Origin of the sequence: Roseomonas sp. 18066 (genome assembly GCF_902706185.1) — a bacterium.
Taxonomy (GTDB): domain Bacteria; phylum Pseudomonadota; class Alphaproteobacteria; order Acetobacterales; family Acetobacteraceae; genus Pseudoroseomonas.
In genome coordinates, this window is sequence record NZ_CACSJM010000064.1 from 1 (window position 1) to 17841 (window position 17841).

The 17841-nt window shown below is 71.3% G+C and carries 17 protein-coding genes; 5 read left to right on the forward strand and 12 right to left on the reverse strand.

The window, feature by feature from the left end:
- Window positions 1-6: 6 nt before the first annotated feature.
- From GVN67_RS14535 to GVN67_RS14545, 3 genes are read left to right on the forward strand one after another with little or no spacing between them, the layout of a single operon-like run.
- A complete protein-coding gene (locus GVN67_RS14535) occupies window positions 7-2841 on the forward strand; it encodes an ATP-dependent DNA helicase (RefSeq protein WP_159997218.1) in 2835 nt (944 codons plus the stop codon).
- 47 nt (window positions 2842-2888) lie between these two features.
- Window positions 2889-3311, forward strand: coding sequence for a tellurite resistance TerB family protein (locus GVN67_RS14540; RefSeq protein WP_159997160.1), 423 nt, complete (start codon window positions 2889-2891; stop codon window positions 3309-3311).
- A gap of 48 nt (window positions 3312-3359) precedes the next feature.
- Window positions 3360-5414, forward strand: a complete 2055-nt coding sequence (locus GVN67_RS14545; RefSeq protein WP_159997162.1) for a prolyl oligopeptidase family protein — start codon at window positions 3360-3362, stop codon at window positions 5412-5414.
- Between the two features lie 4 nt (window positions 5415-5418).
- Here GVN67_RS14545 and GVN67_RS14550 read toward each other — a convergent pair whose 3' ends face one another.
- The 4 genes from GVN67_RS14550 to groES form a co-directional block, all read right to left on the reverse strand.
- Window positions 5419-5937: a DUF2165 family protein gene (locus GVN67_RS14550; RefSeq protein WP_368667244.1), complete on the reverse strand. Its 519-nt coding sequence runs from the start codon at window positions 5935-5937 to the stop codon at window positions 5419-5421.
- Window positions 5938-5972: 35 nt separating this feature from the next.
- Window positions 5973-6176 carry a cold-shock protein gene (locus tag GVN67_RS14555; RefSeq protein ID WP_159997164.1) on the reverse strand — a complete coding sequence of 68 codons (204 nt, stop codon included), beginning with the start codon at window positions 6174-6176 and terminating at the stop codon, window positions 5973-5975.
- Between the two features lie 392 nt (window positions 6177-6568).
- Window positions 6569-8215, reverse strand: coding sequence for a chaperonin GroEL (gene groL, locus GVN67_RS14560; protein ID WP_159997167.1), 1647 nt, complete (start codon window positions 8213-8215; stop codon window positions 6569-6571).
- A 63-nt stretch (window positions 8216-8278) separates the two neighbouring features.
- Window positions 8279-8569 carry a co-chaperone GroES gene (groES, locus tag GVN67_RS14565; RefSeq protein WP_159997169.1) on the reverse strand — a complete coding sequence of 97 codons (291 nt, stop codon included), beginning with the start codon at window positions 8567-8569 and terminating at the stop codon, window positions 8279-8281.
- Between the two features lie 301 nt (window positions 8570-8870).
- On the opposite strand from groES, the gene GVN67_RS14570 reads away from it, so the two are divergent.
- A complete protein-coding gene (locus GVN67_RS14570) occupies window positions 8871-9158 on the forward strand; it encodes an usg protein (protein ID WP_159997171.1) in 288 nt (95 codons plus the stop codon).
- A 107-nt stretch (window positions 9159-9265) separates the two neighbouring features.
- On the opposite strand, the gene GVN67_RS14575 is transcribed toward GVN67_RS14570, so the two are convergent.
- From GVN67_RS14575 to GVN67_RS14585, 3 genes are read right to left on the reverse strand one after another with little or no spacing between them, the layout of a single operon-like run.
- Window positions 9266-10183, reverse strand: coding sequence for an AEC family transporter (locus tag GVN67_RS14575; protein ID WP_159997173.1), 918 nt, complete (start codon window positions 10181-10183; stop codon window positions 9266-9268).
- Between the two features lie 46 nt (window positions 10184-10229).
- Window positions 10230-10874: a guanylate kinase gene (gene gmk / locus GVN67_RS14580; RefSeq protein ID WP_159997175.1), complete on the reverse strand. Its 645-nt coding sequence runs from the start codon at window positions 10872-10874 to the stop codon at window positions 10230-10232.
- Window positions 10871-11764, reverse strand: coding sequence for a YicC/YloC family endoribonuclease (locus GVN67_RS14585; RefSeq protein ID WP_159997177.1), 894 nt, complete (start codon window positions 11762-11764; stop codon window positions 10871-10873). Before GVN67_RS14585 ends, gmk begins: the two co-directional genes overlap by 4 nt.
- A gap of 30 nt (window positions 11765-11794) precedes the next feature.
- Between GVN67_RS14585 and GVN67_RS14590 the strand changes: the two genes are divergently transcribed.
- A complete protein-coding gene (locus tag GVN67_RS14590; protein WP_159997179.1) occupies window positions 11795-12598 on the forward strand; it encodes an SDR family NAD(P)-dependent oxidoreductase in 804 nt (267 codons plus the stop codon).
- Window positions 12599-12858: 260 nt separating this feature from the next.
- On the opposite strand, the gene mltG is transcribed toward GVN67_RS14590, so the two are convergent.
- The 5 genes from mltG to fabD all read right to left on the reverse strand — a co-directional run bounded on the left by mltG (window position 12859) and on the right by fabD (window position 17409).
- Window positions 12859-13833: an endolytic transglycosylase MltG gene (gene mltG, locus GVN67_RS14595; RefSeq protein WP_159997181.1), complete on the reverse strand. Its 975-nt coding sequence runs from the start codon at window positions 13831-13833 to the stop codon at window positions 12859-12861.
- Window positions 13834-13963: 130 nt separating this feature from the next.
- Window positions 13964-15247 carry a beta-ketoacyl-ACP synthase II gene (gene fabF, locus GVN67_RS14600; protein WP_159997183.1) on the reverse strand — a complete coding sequence of 428 codons (1284 nt, stop codon included), beginning with the start codon at window positions 15245-15247 and terminating at the stop codon, window positions 13964-13966.
- A gap of 47 nt (window positions 15248-15294) precedes the next feature.
- Window positions 15295-15534, reverse strand: coding sequence for an acyl carrier protein (locus GVN67_RS14605; protein WP_076958170.1), 240 nt, complete (start codon window positions 15532-15534; stop codon window positions 15295-15297).
- Between the two features lie 130 nt (window positions 15535-15664).
- Window positions 15665-16402, reverse strand: a complete 738-nt coding sequence (gene fabG, locus GVN67_RS14610; protein ID WP_159997185.1) for a 3-oxoacyl-[acyl-carrier-protein] reductase — start codon at window positions 16400-16402, stop codon at window positions 15665-15667.
- Window positions 16403-16452: 50 nt separating this feature from the next.
- The gene (fabD, locus tag GVN67_RS14615; RefSeq protein WP_159997187.1) at window positions 16453-17409 is read right to left on the reverse strand and encodes an ACP S-malonyltransferase; all 957 of its coding nucleotides are present in this window, start codon (window positions 17407-17409) and stop codon (window positions 16453-16455) included.
- Window positions 17410-17841: the final 432 nt, after the last annotated feature.

Below are 17841 nucleotides of genomic sequence, written 5' to 3' on the forward strand. Positions count from 1 at the left end.
CGCCTGCTGCTGCCCGACGGCCCGGCCCTGGTCACCCCGGCGCCCGGCCGCGCCGCGCTGCTGACCCCGGATGGCGAGCTCTTCACCCCGCATCCGCGCGAGCTGCCGGCGCTGCTGCGCGAGCTCGGGGCGCCGATCCTGGTGCATGCGCCGGCGACGGCGAAGCGGCTGAACCTGCCCGGCCTGCCCGGCGCCTATGACCTGCTGGAGCTTTTCGCCTTCTGCCTGCCGGCGACGCCCGCGCCGCCGACGCCGCGCGGCCTGGCCCTGGCGCTCGACATGGAGCCGCCGGCCGATGCGGAGGCGGCCGCCGCCCTGCTGCCGCAGATGGCGGCCGAGCTGCTGCGCCGCCTGGCCCGCGCCCGTTCGGCGCCGCTGAACAAGGATGCAGGGGCGCTGGCCGCCCGGATGCGCGACGCCGCCGACTGGCCCTGGGCCGAGGCGGTGCTGGCGGCGATCGGCCAGCCCGCCGCCCGCGGCTCGGCCGATGCGCTGAAGGTCTGGCGCGTGCTGCCGGACTGGGAGGAGGAGGCGCCGGCGCCGCCGCCCTCCAGCCACACCGTCACCCCGGCCGAGGCCCGCACCCGCCTGGCCGAGATCCTGGGGGATGGCGCCGAGCAGCGGCCCTCCCAGGCCGATTTTTCGTCCGCCGCCTCGATGGCCTTCACCCCACGGGACAATCCGGGCGAGCCCCGGCTGGTGCTGGCCGAGGCGGGAACCGGCACCGGCAAGACGCTGGGCTATGTCGCGCCGGCCAGCCTCTGGGCCGAGCGCAACGGCGCGCCGGTCTGGATCGCCACCTATACCCGCAACCTGCAGCGCCAGCTCGACCAGGAGCTGGCCCGGCTCTACCCGGACCCGGAGGAACGGCGGAAGCGCGTCGTCATCCGCAAGGGCCGCGAGAATTATCTTTGTCTGCTGAACTATGACGAGGCGGTCACCGGCGCCATGGCCGGGCGGATCACCGCGCTGTCGCTGGTGTCGCGCTGGGCGCTGGCGACGCGGGACGGCGATATCCTGGGCGGCGACTTCCCCGGCTGGCTGGCCGAGCTGTTCCCGGCCGGGGCGATTTCTCTCCTCGCCGACCGCCGCGGCGAATGCATCCACTCGGCCTGCCCGCATTGGAAGCGCTGCTATGTCGAGCATTCGATCCGCCGCGCCGCCGGCGCGCATCTGGTGGTGGCCAACCACGCGCTGGTGATGGTGCAGGCGGCGCTGGGCGGCGGCGAGGACGGGCCGGCGCTGCGCTATGTCTTCGACGAGGGCCACCACCTGTTCGACGCGGCCGATGGCGCCTTCTCGGCCGAGCTCTCGGGCGCCGAGATGGCCGAGCTGCGCCGCTGGCTGATGGGCAACGAGGGCGGCCGCGGCCGGGCGCGGGGCCTGCGCCGGCGGCTGGAGGAGCTGCTGGTCGACCACCCGGCGCTGCTGCCGCCGCTGGAGCTGACCGAGCATGCCGCCCGCGCCCTGCCCTCCCCCGGCTGGTGGGACCGCTGGGCCGCCCTGCCCGAGGCCGATGCCGAGCGCGCTGAGGACCGCGAGGAGCTGCCCGAGGATCCGCGCGGCCCGACCCTGCCGCGCATCCCGAGCCGCGCGGTGTTCCGCGACAGCTCCCCGGCCGAGGAGTTCCTGCGCGCCGTGCGCGGCCAGGTGATGGCGCGCACCGCCGAGGGCGATCCGCTCTACGACGCCGAATGCGACCTGCACCCGCTGCATGAAGGCCTGCCCGAGGCCGCGGCCTCGCTGGAGACCGCGCTGGAATCGCTGCGCGACCCGCTGAAATACCTGGGAAAGCTGCTGGCCGCCCTGCTGGAGGACCCGGAGCAGGAGCTGGAGACCGGGGTGCGCATCCGGCTCGAGACCGCCTGCCGCAGCATCGAGCGCCGCGCCGTCATGCCGCTGACCGCCTGGCTGTCCATGCTGCGCCGGCTGCGCGAGGACCCGACCGAGCCCGGCCAGCGCCCGACCTATGTCGACTGGCTGGCGCTGACCCGGCGCGAGGGCCGCGACATCGATGCCGGGCTGCACCGCCACTGGCTGGACCCGACGGTGCCCTTCGCGACGCAAGTGGCCGCCCCGGCGCATGGCGTGCTGATCGCCTCGGCGACCTTGCGCGACACCGCCCGCCGCGACCCCGAGGCCGCCTGGCGCGAGGCCGAGGCGCGCACCGGCGTGCAGCACCTGGCCGCCCCCGCGATCCGCGCGGCCGTCCCCTCGCCCTTCGACTATGCCGCCAATACCCGCGCCTTCGTCGTCGAGGACATGAGCCGCGACAGCCCGGGCCAGGTGGCCGCCGCCATGCAGCAGCTGTTCGTCGCCGCCGGCGGCGGCGCGCTCGGGCTGTTCACCGCGATCCGCCGGCTGCGCGACGTGCATGCCCGCATCGCGCCCGCCTTGGCCGAGGCCGGGCTGCCGCTCTACGCCCAGCATGTCGACGCCATGGACAGCGCCACCCTGGTCGACATCTTCCGCGCTGAAGAAGATTCCTGTCTGCTGGGCACGGATGCGCTGCGGGATGGCGTCGATGTCCCTGGCCGGGCGCTGCGGCTGCTGGTCTTCGACCGGGTGCCCTGGCCGCGCCCCTCGATCCTGCACCGGGAGCGGCGCATCCACCTCTCCGGCGGGCGGCCCGGCGGCTATGACGACGCCATCGCCCGCCACCGCCTGCGCCAGGCCTTCGGAAGATTGATCCGCCGCGCCGATGACCGCGGCGTCTTCGTGCTGCTCGACCCGCGCACCCCCTCCCGCCTGCTGGCCGGGCTACCGGAGGGGGTGGTGCCGCAGCGGCTGGGCCTGGCCGAGGCGGTGCGGCAGACAACCGCCTTCCTGGCCGAACGTTGAACCGCGCGCCGCAACGCGTTAGGCCTTGCGGGAAAAGGAAAGAGCCGATGCCGCACACGAAGATCCGCTTCACCGCCCAGGAGGCGCTGATCTGCGCCATGGTCCTGATGTCGGCCGCCGACCGCCAGATGTCGGACGCCGAGCTGGGCATGATGTCGCGCCTGGTGCAGGAGCTGCCGGTCTTCGCCGATTTCCATGCGCAGGAGATCGAGGCGGTGACCGAAAGCTGCCTCAGCCTGCTGGAGCAGAATGACGGCCTCGACCGCGCCTGCGCCCTGATCCGCGAGGCGCTGCCGCCCCGCCTGCGCGAGACCGCCTACCTGCTGGCCTGCGAGGTCGCCGCGGCGGACGGCGACGCGACGCAGGAGGAGCTGCGCTTCCTGCAGGATTTCCGCATCGGCATGGACCTGGACCGGCTGATCGCCGGCGCCATCGAGCGCGCCGCCAAGGCCCGCTACCAGATCGTGTGAGGCCGGCGCCGCCGCCCCCCTGATACGCCAGCCCGGAAGGACGACAAGATGGATCAGCGACCGACGATCGAGGCGCCGGACGACGACCCTTTCCTGTGGCTGGAGGAGATCGAGGGCGATCGCGCCCTGGCCTGGGTCGCCGCCCAGAACGAGCAGGTGCTGGAACGCCTGGCCGATGACCGGGTCGCCGCCGACCGCGACGGGCTGAAGGCGGCCCTCGACCGCCCGGGCAAGCTGCCGCACGTCACCCGCCGCGGCGCGCATCTGTATAATTTCTGGCAGGATGCGGCGCATCCGCGCGGGATCTGGCGCCGCACCACCATGGCCGGCTTCCGCCAGGACCAGCCGGACTGGCAGCTGCTGCTCGACCTCGACGCCCTGGCGGCCGAGGAAGCCGAGGACTGGGTCTGGGCCGGCGCCACCACCCTGTTCAGCGCGCATGACCGCGCCATGCTGCGGCTGTCGCGCGGTGGCGGCGACGCCGTGGTGCTGCGCGAATTCGACCTGCACGCCTTGGCCTTCCCGGAGGACGGCTTCACCCTGGCCGAGGGCAAGAGCAGCACGGTCTGGCTCGACCGCGACACGCTGCTGCTGTCCACCGCGCTGGGCGAGGGCAATGCCACCAGCGCCGGCTATCCGCGCCGCATCCGGCTGTGGCACCGCGGCGGCGACCCGATGGCCGCGCAGGTGCTGTTCGAGGCGCCCGTCGACAGCATGGGCGCCTGGGGCAATGTCGACCGCGAGGGCGGCCAGGAAGTGCTGCTGTTCATGGAGAAGACCGGCTTCTTCGACGGCACCATCCATCTGGGCGACCGCGGCGGGCCGCAGCACCGCATCCCGCTGCCGACCGACGCGACCTACGCCTGGCAGGCCGGGCATGTCGTGGTGAAGCCGCGCAGCCCCTGGACGGTGGGCGAGGCGACCTATGCCCCCGACACCCTGCTGGGCCTGTCCTTCACCGCGCTGATGGCCGGCCACCTGGACCCGCGCGTGCTGTTCACCCCGGCGCCGCGCCTGTCGCTGCAGGGCTTCTTCTGGTGCCATGGCAAGGTGGTGCTGGCGATCCTCGACGACCTGGCGCCGGTCTACCAGCTGCTGACCCCGGGCAGCTGGGCGGTGGCCGAGGTGCCGGGCCTGCCGCGCATCGGCGTGGTCGACCTCTGGCCGCTGGATGCGGAGCTCGAGGAATCCGACGGCACGCTGCTGGCCATGGTGCAGGACCCGGTGACGCCACCGCAGCTTCTCCTGACGTCGACCGCGCCGGCATCGCCCGCCCTGCTGAAGGCGTCATCGCCCAGCTTCGACGCTGCCGGCCTGACCGTTTCCCGCCACGAGGCGATCTCGGCCGATGGCGAGCGCATTCCCTATGTGCAGATCGGCCCGAAGGACGAATCCGGCCAGGCGCCGGTGCACCTCTCGGCCTATGGCGGCTTCCAGGTGTCGCGCCTGCCCTATTACTCGGCGGGCGTCGGCCGGCTGTGGCTGCAGAAGGGCGGCACCGCGGTGATTGGCCAGATCCGCGGCGGCGGCGAGTTCGGCACCGCCTGGCACGAGGCCGGGCGCCTGGCGGCCAAGGCGCGCAGCCATGACGACTTCGCCGCCATCGCGGCCGACCTGGTGACGCGCGGCGTCACCGTGCCGAAGCGGATCGCGGCTGAGGGCGGCTCGAATGGCGGGCTGCTGATCGCCAATATGCTGACCCGCTATCCGGAGCGCTTCGGCGCGCTGTTCTGCACCATCCCGCTGATCGACATGCGCCGCTACACGAAGCTGCTGGCCGGCGCGAGCTGGATCGCCGAATACGGCGACCCGGACAAGGCTGAGGACTGGGACTTCATCCGCCATTTCTCCGCCTATCATGCGGCGAAGCCCGGGCAGCCCTATCCACCGATCCTGCTGGCGACGACGCGGCGCGACGACCGGGTCCATCCGGGCCATGCCCGCAAGATGGCCGCCAAGCTGCAGGAGATGGGCTACCGGGCGTCCTTCTACGAGCCCGAGGCCGGCGGCCATGGCTACGGCAAGGACAATGCCGAGGTGGCCAGCTTCTCCGCGCTCGGCGCCGCTTTCCTCAGGCGCGCGATCGGCTGGGAGACGGCCTGAGGCCCTATTCCGGCTGGCTGACGTAGATGGCGACGCCCAGGATCATGGCCACGAAGCGGAAGGCGCTTTCCTGGCCGTTCCACTGGGCGGATTGCCACATGGCGAACCACTCGCCGCCCAGCACCTGGAAGCCCAGGAACCAGACCAGGAAGCCGAGGCCCGCGCCGGCATGCGCCCAGGCCTTGGCGCGGGTGAAGCCGTCGCCGCGGAAGCCGCGCGCCATGCCGAGCGCGGCGAGCGCGAAGCACAGCCCGGTCAGCGCCTCGCCCAGGATGATGCCGGCATAGCCCGCATGCCACAGCGCCGGCGCGGTGATCGCCCGGCTGCGCAGCGTGGTGTCGGGGAAGGTGGTGTCCATGCTCAGCACATGCGCCACGAAGGCGAAGTTCGAGCCGTAGTCGATGAGGTTGTTGAAGGCCACCAGCAGCGCGAAGGCGGCGAGGCCGGCGACCATGGCCAGCTTGGCGGCGCGGGCGGCCTGTCGCGCCCGGCCGGACCCGGGGCCATGACCGCCAGCCGGCAGGGCGCCGTCGCTCCCTGCCGGCACGGCGCTTCCGCTCAGAGCGGCTTGAGGTTGGTGGCGGCGGCCTTACCGCGCTCCATCACCACGTCGTAGCTGATCTTCTGGTTCTCGTTCAGCCCCTGCAGCCCGGCCTTCTGCACGGCGGTGATGTGGACGAACACATCCTTGCCGCCGTCCTGCGGGACGATGAAGCCGAAGCCCTTGGTCGCATTGAACCACTTGACGGTACCCATCGCCATGTTGGTGCACTCCTAATGCGCTTGGCAGGGCAGGAGCGCCCTCGCCCGTGAGGTCCATCCGGTTCCCGGGTTCGGCTTGAAGAGCGCCCGGGTCTCCGGAGGCACGGCAAGGCGGCGGAAGCGGCTGGTGGGGGAAGTGAGGCAGATCGTTTACAGGCTGTCAACGCAAACCGCAGCGCCAACGTTCGAATCCGCAACGAAAGCATCATGCCCTGCACAGGCGGGAGGCCAAAACGCCAACCGACCGGGCGGACGGGTTTTGCCACACCGGAACGACGCCGCCGCGCAACGACACCGCCGCCGGAGGCGTGCCGGCGGCACCCGCCAGAACGAAGAAGGGGCGGCCCTTGCAGGCCGCCCCTCCCCTCGACAAAGCCTGATCCTGGGAAGGATCAGAAATCCATGTCGCCGCCCATGCCGCCCATGCCGCCCGGGCCGCCGGCCGGAGCCGAACCCTTCGACGGACGCTCGGCGATCATCGCCTCGGTCGTGATCAGCAGCGACGCGATGGAGGCCGCGTCCTGCAGGGCGGTGCGAACCACCTTGGTCGGATCGATGATGCCGGCCGCGACCAGGTCCTTGTACTCGTCCAGCTGGGCGTCGTAGCCGTACTCGTAGGTGCTGTCGCGCAGGACCTCACCGGCGATCACGGCGCCGTCCTTGCCGGCGTTCTCGGCAATCTGCTTCAGCGGCACGGCGACAGCGCGGCGAACGATCTCGATGCCGACCTGCTCGTCGTTGTTGAAGCCCTTCAGCTCGGCCAGCTTCAGCGAGGCGCGCAGCAGCGCCACGCCACCACCGGGGACGATGCCTTCCTCGACCGCGGCGCGGGTCGCGTGCAGCGCGTCGTCGACGCGATCCTTGCGCTCCTTCACCTCGACCTCGGTCGAGCCGCCGACGCGGATGACGGCGACGCCACCGGCCAGCTTCGCCAGGCGCTCCTGCAGCTTCTCGCGGTCGTAGTCCGAGGAGGTCTCCTCGATCTGCGCCTTGATCTGCTCGACGCGGCCCAGGATGTCGTCCTTGGCGCCGGCGCCGTCGACGATCGTGGTGTTCTCCTTCTCGATCCGGACCATCTTGGCCTGGCCGAGCATGGCGAGCGTCACGGTCTCGAGCTTGATGCCGAGATCCTCGGAGATCACCTGGCCACCGGTCAGGATGGCGATGTCTTCCAGCATCGCCTTGCGGCGGTCACCGAAGCCCGGCGCCTTGACGGCGGCGATCTTCAGGCCACCGCGCAGCTTGTTGACGACCAGGGTGGCGAGCGCCTCGCCCTCGACATCCTCGGCCACGATGATCAGCGGACGGCCGCTCTGCACCACCGTCTCCAGCAGCGGCAGCATCGGCTGCAGCTGGGACAGCTTCTTCTCGTGGATCAGGATGTAGGGGTTCTCGAGCTCGGCGATCATCTTCTCCGCATTCGTGATGAAATACGGGGAGACGTAGCCGCGGTCGAACTGCATGCCCTCGACGACGTCCAGCTCGGTCTGGATGCCCTTGGCTTCCTCGACCGTGATGACGCCCTCGTTGCCGACGCGCTCCATGGCGGTCGCGATCATCTCGCCGATCTCGCGCTCGCCATTGGCGGAGAGCGTGCCGACCTGCGCCACTTCGGCGGAGGTGGTGATCTTGCGGGTCTTGGACTTCAGGTCCTCGACGATGACGGTGACCGCCTTGTCGACGCCGCGCTTCAGGTCCATCGGGTTCAGGCCGGCGGCAACCGCCTTGGCGCCTTCACGGATGATGGCCTGGGCCAGCACGGTGGCGGTGGTGGTGCCGTCGCCGGCCAGGTCGTTCTGCTTCGAGGCCACTTCGCGCACCATCTGCGCGCCCATGTTCTCGAACTTGTCGGCCAGCTCGATTTCCTTGGCGACCGTCACACCGTCCTTGGTGATGCGCGGGGCGCCGAAGGACTTGTCGATGACGACATTGCGGCCCTTCGGGCCCAGCGTCACCTTGACGGCGTCGGCCAGGATGTCCACGCCGCGCAGCATGCGCTCACGGGCGGAGGCGCCGAACTTAACGTCCTTAGCAGCCATGGTAATTACCTCGTCTGTTCTGGTGGAAGGTGGGGGTCCGCAAGCTTGGCCAGGTTTCCCTGATCAGGCCGCGATCACGCCCATCAGGTCGGATTCCTTCATGATCAGCAGGTCTTCGCCGCTGATCTTCACCTCGGTGCCCGACCACTTGCCGAACAGAACGCGGTCGCCGACCTTCACGTCCAGGGCGACGACGACGCCCTGCTCGTTGCGCGCGCCGGAACCGACGGCGACGATCTCGCCTTCCATCGGCTTTTCCTTGGCGGTGTCGGGAATAATGATGCCACCGGACGTCTTCTCTTCGGCGGTCAGCCGGCGAACAACGACACGATCATGCAGGGGACGAAACTTCATAGACCCTCTCCTGACGCCCTATATGGCGCATTCAGCGACGGTTGCCCCACCCGGCGGGTGAGCCTGGTTAGCACTCACCCTGGGCGAGTGCTGACGATCTAGGATGCCCTGTGGAAGCCGTCAAGCGCCCAGCAGCACTCTGCGAAAATGAGTGCTAAGCGCCTGAAAACACGGTTTTTCTTGCGCGACCCGGCGGGCGCCATGCCATGCTGCACCGCCCCCTGGACACCGGCATCGCCGCCCGCCGCCCCGGCTGGCGGCCAGGCCAGGGCACGGAAGGGGCGTATCGAGAGGAGCGCGCATGCTGCTGCGGGAGATCGAAGCCTTCGTCCGCATCCCGGAAACGATGCCCGACTGGCGCCTGACCACGGCCGAAATCCTCTACCACCTGCCGGACCATCCGGGCCTGCTGCAGAGCTTCGTCTGGCAGAAGCTCGACCGGGCGCCGGGCTTTCCGGCCCTGCACGACTTCCTCCATTTCTGGCAGCGCGAGATCGAGGGGCCGCTGCATTCGGTCCGCGTCGCCTCGGCCGCGCTGACCCGCCCCGCCGAGTTCCGCTATGCCGACGGGCAATTCACCCTGCATTGAGCGCCAGGGGCCAGTGACGTTCTTCTGACAGGCCGCGCCCCGCTTCGCTGCGCGGTATGAAGGGTGGCCGGGCGGCGGCTTCAACCGCCGCCGGCCCCGCGGTCGCCTCACAGGATGGCGAGCAGCACCGCCAGGGTGGCCACCGACAGGATGGTGGACAGCAGCACGGTCGCCCCCGAACTGTCGGCGCCGGCGCCATAGCGGCGCGCCAGGAAGAAGGCATTGGCCCCGGTCGGCATGCCGGCGGCCAGCACGGCGACGGCGGTGGCCAGCGGCGGCAGCCCGACCAGCCAGGCCAGCAGCCAGACCATCGCCGGCATCAGCAGCAGCTTCAGCACCGTGCAGAACAGCGCCTGCGGCCAGTCGCGCCGCGCATCGAAGGCGATCAGGCCGGCGCCCAGGCAGAACAGCGCCACCGGCGGCCCGGCCAGGCCGGTCATCTCCAGGAAGCGCCGCGCCACCGGCGGCACCGGAATGCCCGCCAGCGTGATCACCAGCCCGATCAGCACCGCCATGACGATCGGATTCTTCAGCACGGAGACGAAGGTCGCCTTGGCGATGGCGGCCAGCGGGGCGCGGGCATTCTGCGCGATCTCGCCGACCACGGTGCCGATCGGCAGCAGGATCAGCGAATGCAGCCCGACGATGGCCAGCATCTGCGACAGCCCGGCCTGGCCATAGGCGGCCAGCACCAGCGGGATGCCGATCATCGCCGTGTTGCCGAAGGCGGCGTTGAGCGCGAAGGTGCCGCCCTCCGCCAGGCGCATCCGCAGCACGCCGCCCGACAGCAGCAGCGCCAGGCCATAGGTCACCAGGCAGCCGGCGAAGAAGGCGAAGGCGGTCAGCCCGCCATTCGGATGCGGCGTGGTGGCGCCGTTGATCAGCAGGCAGGGCATGGCCAGGCGGAAGACGAAATCCGTCATCCCGCTCAGCCCCTCCTCCGAGATCCAGCGGCGGCGGGCGGCGACGTAGCCGATGCCGATCAGCAGGAAGATCGGCGCGACCACGGTCAGCAGCGTCTGCATCAGCCGGCCCCGCCCGGCAGCACGGCAAGGCGAGGCCGGCCGCGCATCAGACCCGCAGCAACCCGTCGATGAAGCCCGGCAGCCCGGGCTGGCGCGGCCCGGTGCTGCGCGCGGCATGCAGCACGGCGCGCACCGCGGCCACTGTCGCGGCGAAGTCGTGGTTCACCAGGACATGGTCGAAATCGGCCCAATGGCTGATCTCGTCGCGGGCGGCCTGCATGCGACGGGCGATCTCCTCGCCAGAATCCTGGCCGCGGCCATGCAAGCGGCGTTCCAGCTCCTCCAGGCTCGGCGGCAGCAGGAAGACGCCGACCACGTCCTGCGGCAGCGCTGCGCGCAGCAGCCGGTGCCCCTGCCAGTCGACATCGAACAGCACATCCTGCCCGGCGGCCAGCGCCGCCTCGACCGGGGCGCGCGGCGTGCCGTAGCGCCGGCCGAAGACTTCCGCGGACTCCAGCATCTCGCCCCTGGCTTCCATGGCCAGGAACTCGTCCATGCCGCGGAAGAAGTAATGCACCCCCTCCTGCTCGCCCGGCCGCGGCTGGCGGGTGGTGGCGCTGACCGACAGATGCAGCTCTGGCTCCTCCGCCAGCAGCGCCCGGCTGACCGAGGATTTTCCCGCGCCGGAGGGGGCGGCCAGCACCAGGCAAAGGCCGCGCCTGGTTTCGCTGGGTCGTGTCGTCTCGCTCATTCGATGTTCGCCGCCTGCTCGCGCAGCCGCTCGATCGCGGCCTTGAGGTCGAGGGAAAGCCGGGTCAGCGCCAGGCTGGCCGATTTGGCGCCCAGCGTATTGGCCTCGCGGCCGAATTCCTGGGCCAGGAACTCCACCCGCCGGCCCACCGCCTCGGGCAGGGCCAGCAGCGCGCGCGCCGCATCGACATGCGCGCCGAGCCGGTCCAGCTCCTCCCGCACATCGGATTTCTGGGCCAGCAGGGCGACCTCGGCCGCCAGCCGTTCCTCGGGGACGCGGTGCTCGCCCTCCAGCAGCTCGGCCAGCGCCGCCTGCAGCCGGGCGCGATGCGCCGCCGGCTGCGCCGCCGCCTCGGTCATCGCCGTCGCCCGCAGCGCCGAGATCTCGCCCAGCAGCGTCTCCAGGATGGCGGCCAGCTTCTCGCCCTCCGCATCCCGCGACTCGGCCAGCGCCGCCAGCGCCGCGTCGAAGCCGGCGGCGAGCGCGGCCTGCTTGGCGCCCTCCTCCTCCTCGGCCGGGGCCTGGGTCTCGGCGCGCAGCACGCCGGGCAGGGCCAGCACCGCCTCGGCCCGCGGCGGCGGGCAGCCGGGGATGCGGGCCGCGACCGCCACCAGCAGCGCGATCGCCTGCTCCAGCGCCGCCGGGTCGGGGGTCAGGCGCGCCACCCGCTCCTCCCGCTTCAGGGTCAGCGTGGCGGAGATATTGCCGCGCTTGAACCGCGCCGCGGCGGCATCGCGCAGCCGCGCCTCCAGCCGGTCCAGCCCGGGCGGCAGCCGCAGCCGCACATCCAGGCCGCGCCCGTTGACGCTGCGCAGTTCCCACACGAAACCCGTGCCATCCGGCAGGGCGCCCGCCTGGCGGGCAAATCCGGTCATCGAGGAGAGAGCCATGCCCGGCCTTCTCTCCCCCTCCGCAGCAGGATGCAAGGCATGCCGACAAATCCCTGGCGACGGATCGCCATCACCGGCGCCTCCTCCGGCCTCGGCCGCGCCCTGGCCGAGGCCTGCGCCAGCCCCGGCGCCACCCTGCACCTGGCCGGCCGCGACGCCGGCCGACTGGCTGCCAGCGCCGAAGCCTGCCGGGCAAAAGGCGCCACCGTCACCGCCACCGCCCTCGACGTGCGCGACGCCGCGGCCTGCCACGCCTGGATCGAGGGCATGGACGGGCTCGACCTGCTGATCGCCAATGCCGGCATCTCCGGCGGCACCGGCGGCCAGAGCGAGCCCGCTGGCCAGGTCCAGGCGATCTTCGCCACCAATGTCCAGGGCGTGCTCAACACCGCCCTGCCCGCCCTGGAGAAAATGGCCGCCCAGGCCCCCGATTCGCGCGGCATCCGCGGCCAGGTCGGCGTGGTCTCCTCGGTCGCCGCCTTCGTCGCCGCCCCGGGTGCTGCCGCCTACTGCGCCAGCAAGGCCGCCGTCCAACGCTGGGCCGAAGCCACCGACGCGACCGAACGCGCCCGCGGCCTGCGCCTGCACGCCATCTGCCCAGGCTATATCCGCACGCCGATGACGGCGGTGAACAGCTTCCCCATGCCCTTCATGATGGAACCTGAGGAAGCCGCCCGCCGGACCCTCGCGGGCCTGGCCGCCGGCCACACCCGCATCGCCTACCCCTGGCCGACCTACGCGGTCTCCCGGTTGGCCGGGGCGCTTCCCCTCGGCATCCGGGCCTGGTTGGCGTCGCGGGTTCCGGCGAAGCCCGTGTCAGCAGAGAAGGGCTGAAGAGAAGACAGAGGCAGGCCAGGGGAATGAATTCCCCTGGACCCCATCTTTTTTCTGATCACCGGCCGTTCGGAGACCGGCGCACCAACATGCGCGTCGCCAGGGCATCACGGCGGGACGCCAGATATGAAAACAGCGCGCCCTCACAGGTCGCGCCGTCGACTGGCCGTTTCACGTCCCGTCTCCACGTGGACACGGCAGTCACCCCAGAAAAAAGAAGGGGGTCTGGGGGAATTCATTCCCCCAGCCTGCCCGGTCCCTTACTGCGCCTTCGCTCTCTCGATCGCCCGCCACCGCGCCACGTTGCGGTTATGCTCTTCCAGGGTCCGGGCGAAGGCATGGCCGCCGGTGCCGTCGGCGACGAAGTACAGGTCGTCGGTCTGCATCGGCTGCAGCACGGCGCGGATCGCGTCGACGCCCGGGCTGGCGATCGGCCCCGGCGGCAGGCCACGGATGCGGTAGGTGTTGAACGGGTGGTCGCGATCCAGGTCGGCGCGGGACAGAGGGCGGTCCAGGGTGCCGCCATCGGCGGCGGCATAGGCCACCGTCGGGTCGGACTGCAGCATCATCCCGCGCCTCAGCCGGTTGACGAAGACGCCGGCGACATGGCCGCGCTCCTCCTTCTGGCCGGTCTCGCGCTCGACGATCGAGGCCAGCACCAGGGCTTCGCGGGCGGAGGCCAGCGGCAGGCCCTCGGCGCGCTCCTTCCACAACCGGTCCAGGGTCTCGCGCATGGCGATGCCGGCGCGGCGGATCACGCCGGCGCGGGTGTCGCCCCACAGGTAGTTATAGGTCTCGGGCAGCAGCTCGCCCTCGGCGAAGGCGGGGGTCTCGCCGGTCAGGCCCTCGGCCTGGCTGATGAGCGCGGCCATCTGCCGGGCGTTGAGGCCCTCGGCCAGGGTCAGGCGGCGCTGCACCGGGCGGGCGGTGCGGAGGATGGCCAGCACCTGCTCGACCGAGGCCTGGGCCGGGAACAGATATTCGCCGGCGCGCAGCGGCCCGGCCTGGCGGGTCAGCCAGGTGGCGGCGGAGAAGATGCGGGTGTCGCGCAGCGCGCCGCGCTCGGCCAGCAGGGTGCCGATCTGCTCGGTGCCGCCGCGGGGCACGACGAGGGCGGTGGCCTCGGCCAGCGGCCCGGGCGCCTGGTATTCGCGCCAGCCCCACCAGGCGGCGCCGCCGGCGGCGAGCCCGGCCAGGAGCACCAGCAGAAGCAGCATCCGCAGCAGCCTGCGCATCGATCGGCCCTTGTCTGACGGGGAACAGGGGGCGGCCAGGATGGGCCGGCGCCGCGGGGGCGGATGCCTCGCGGGGAGGCATCCCGCCAGGGGGCGACGCGGCGCCCCCTGGACAGTCAGGCGTCCCGGATCAGGGCGCCTTGCGGAACAGGATCGAGGCGTTGGTGCCGCCGAAGCCGAAGCTGTTCGACAGCGCCACCTCGATCTTGCGCGGCTGCGCCTCGAGCGCGACGCGGTCGATCACGCTCTGCCGGGACGGCTCGTGCAGGTTCAGGGTCGGCGGCGCCACCTGGTCGCGGATCGCCAGGATCGAGAAGATGCCCTCGACCGCGCCGGCCGCCCCCAGCAGATGCCCGATCGCCGACTTGGTCGACGACATGGCCACCTGCTTGCCGGCATCGCCGAACAGCCGCTCCACCGCCTCCAGCTCCAGGTCGTCGCCGAGCGGCGTCGAGGTGCCGTGGGCGTTGACGTACTGGATCTGCTCAGGGGTGATCCCGGCATCCTTCAGCGCGGCCTTCATGGCGCGGTAGGCGCCGTCATGGCCCTCCGCCGGCGCCGTGATGTGGTAGGCGTCGCCCGACATGCCGTAGCCGATGACCTCGGCATAGATCTTGGCGCCACGCTGCTTCGCATGCTCGTATTCCTCGAGCACGAGAACGCCGGCGCCTTCGCCCATGACGAAGCCGTCACGCCCCGCATCCCAGGGGCGCGAGCCCTCGGAAGGCCGGTCGTTGAAGCCGGTCGACAGGGCGCGGGCGGCGCAGAAGCCGGCCATGCCGATGTCGCAGATGGCGGCCTCGGTGCCGCCGGCGACCATGACGTCGGCATCCCCCAGCGCGATCAGCCGGGCGGCGTCGCCCAGCGCATGCACGCCGGTGGCGCAGGCGGTGACCACCGCATGGTTCGGCCCCTTGAACCCGTAGCGGATCGAGACGTGGCCGGAGGCCAGGTTGATCAGCGCGGAAGGGATGAAGAAGGGCGAGAGCCGCCGCGACTTGCCGCCAGCCACCAGTTGAGCGTTCTCGGAAATCGTCGGCAGGCCGCCGATGCCGGAGCCGATCATCACGCCGGTGGCGCAGCGATCTTCCTCCGACTCGGGCACCCAGCCCGAATCCTCGACCGCCTCCACCGCCGCCACGAGGGCGAGCTGGATGAAGCGGTCCATCTTCTTCTGGTCCTTGACCGGGATCCACTCGTTGAAGTCGAGCTTCCCCTCGGCCTTGGAACCGACAGGGACCTCGCCGGCGATCTGTGCCGGAAGGTCCTTGGCATCGAACAGGCGGATCGGGCCGATGCCGCTCTCGCCTGCCAGCATCCGCTGCCACACATTGGCGACGCCGACGCCGAGCGGGCTAGCGATGCCCATCCCGGTGACGACGACGCGGCGCGGCGTCGTCAGAGAATCGAACAAGCGTTATCTCCCCCCTGGGGCACCCATGGGTGGCGCGGATGCAAGGCTCAGGCGGCCTTCTGCGCCTCGATGTAGTCGATCGCGTCCTTGACGGTCGTGATCTTCTCCGCGGCATCGTCCGGAATCTCGACGCCGAAGGCCTCTTCGAACGCCATGACCAGCTCAACGGTGTCGAGGCTGTCGGCGCCCAGGTCATCGATGAACGACGCGGTGTCGGTCACCTTGGCCTCCTCGACGCCGAGGTGCTCGACAACGATCTTCTTCACCTTCTCGGCGGTATCGCTCATCGCCCGAGTCTCTCCTGCTTGCAGACGCTGCCGCGCCCCGGTGCGGGGACAATCCCCACCCTCGGCCCGCGCGGCATTAACATGGAAGCAAGCCGGGGAACAGATTTCCCATCCGCCCGGCTCGCCTGTTTCAGGTCATCGCCATCCCGCCATTCACATGGAGGGTCGCGCCCGTCACCCAACCGGCCGCATCGGATGCCAGATAGGCAACCGCCGCGGCAATATCAGTAGCCTCGCCCATGCGGCCGAGCGGAATCCGCTCCATCAGCCGGGCTTTCTGCGCCTCGTTCAGCGCATCCGTCATCGGCGTCCGGATGAAGCCCGGCGCCACGACGTTGACGGTGATGCCGCGGCTGGCCAGTTCCTGGGCCAGCGACTTGCTCATGCCGATCAGCCCGGCCTTGGCGGCGGCGTAGTTCGCCTGCCCCGGATTGCCGGTGGTCCCCACGATGGACGCGATCGAGACGATGCGGCCCGAGCGGCGCTTCATCATGCCGCGCATGGCGGCGCGCGCCAGGCGGAACGGCGCGGCCAGGTCGACCTCCAGCACGTCCGCCCAGTCCTTGTCCGACATCCGCATGGCCAGGCCGTCGCGGGTGAAGCCGGCATTGTTGACCAGGATGTCGAGCCGGCCGAGCTCGGCCTCCACCTTCTCCACCAGCGCCTGCGGCGCCGCCGGGTCGGACAGGTCGGCCGGCGCCACCAGCACGCCCTCGCCCAGCTCGGCGGCAAGCGCCTCAAGCTTCTCCTGCCGGGTGCCGGACAGCGCGACGCGGGCGCCCTGGCTATGCAGCGCGCGGGCGATCTCGGCGCCGATGCCACCCGTGGCGCCGGTCACCAGCGCCACCTTGCCGTCCAGTCCGAACATGCCTGCCATCCTTCTTCAGATCCCGGCCTTCTGCGCGAGCGGCGTTCTGCTCACAGCGAGGCCAGGAAGGCCTCGATATCGGCGGGGCTGCCGACGGCGCTGGCCTGGGCCTCGGGCGCCAGCCGCTTCATCAGCCCGCTCAGCACCTTGCCCGAGCCGATCTCGACGAAGCGGTCGCAGCCCAGCTCCAGCATGGTGCCGATGCATTCGCGCCAGCGCACCGTGCCGGTCACCTGGCGCACCAGCAGCTCGCGGATCTCGGCCGGGTCGGTCGCCTTGGCGGCGGTGACATTGGCGATGACCGGCACCAGCGGCGGGCGCAGCTCGGCCAGGGCCAGGGCCTCGGCCATGGCGTCGGCGGCGGGCGCCATCAGCGCGCAATGGAAGGGGGCGGAGACCGGCAGCAGCATGGCGCGCTTGACGCCCTCGGCCTTGGCCAGGGCGACCGCGCGCTCGACCGCGGCGCGGTGGCCGGAGATCACCACCTGGCCGCCGCCATTGTCATTGGCCGATTCGACGACCTCGTGCTCGCCCTCGGGGCCGGCGGCGGCGCGGGCGCAGATGTCCTGCGCCTGGGCCATCTCGGCGCCGAGGAGCGCGGCCATGGCGCCGAGGCCGGCCGGGACCGCCTTCTGCATCGCCTCGCCGCGCAGCCGCAGCAGGCGCGCGGCCGTCGCCACGTCGAAGGTCTGGGCGGCCGCCAGCGCGCTGTACTCGCCCAGGGAGTGGCCGGCGACCAGGGCCACCCTCGACTTCAGGTCGAAGCCACCCTCCAGCTCCAGAACCCGCATGACCGCCATGCTGACGGCCATCAGCGCCGGCTGCGCATTGGCGGTCAGCGTCAGCTCCTCGATCGGGCCCTCGAACATCAGGCGGGAGAGGTTCTGCTTCAGCGTCTCGTCGACCGCCTCGAAGACCTCGCGGGCGGGGGCGAAGGCGGCGGCCAGCTCGCGGCCCATGCCGATGGCCTGGCTGCCCTGGCCGGGGAAGACGAAGGCGATCGGCATGGCGGTGCGGCTTTCCTCGGGAAGTCTGGCGGCCTGGGCCGCGGAAGATCGGGTGGCGAATGGTTCGGGGCCATGCGGCCGCAACGGCCGGCGGGGTAATGGGGCCTTCACCCGGTGTCAACAATGCAGCGCCGTCCGCGTGCCTTCCGCGGGGTGCAACATCGCCGATTCCCCGTAAATTCGCGGCCAGGCCCAAGGTTGGACCCCTCTTGGCGCGCCCCGAGGTGCCTTTCTATAGAGTGGTATCGCCGCCGCCGGCCGCCTCAGCCAGCCCGCGCGGGGTGGCCCGGCACAAATCGGTTGCCGCTGCGGGCGCTTTGTGGTTCAAGCCGGCTCCCCTGCCGGGCGCGCGAGGCATCGCGCCCGGCTATGCCCGTTTGCGCGCTTCCGGCATGGTGCCGGCATCGCCTGGGCTGAGACAGCCACAGGGAG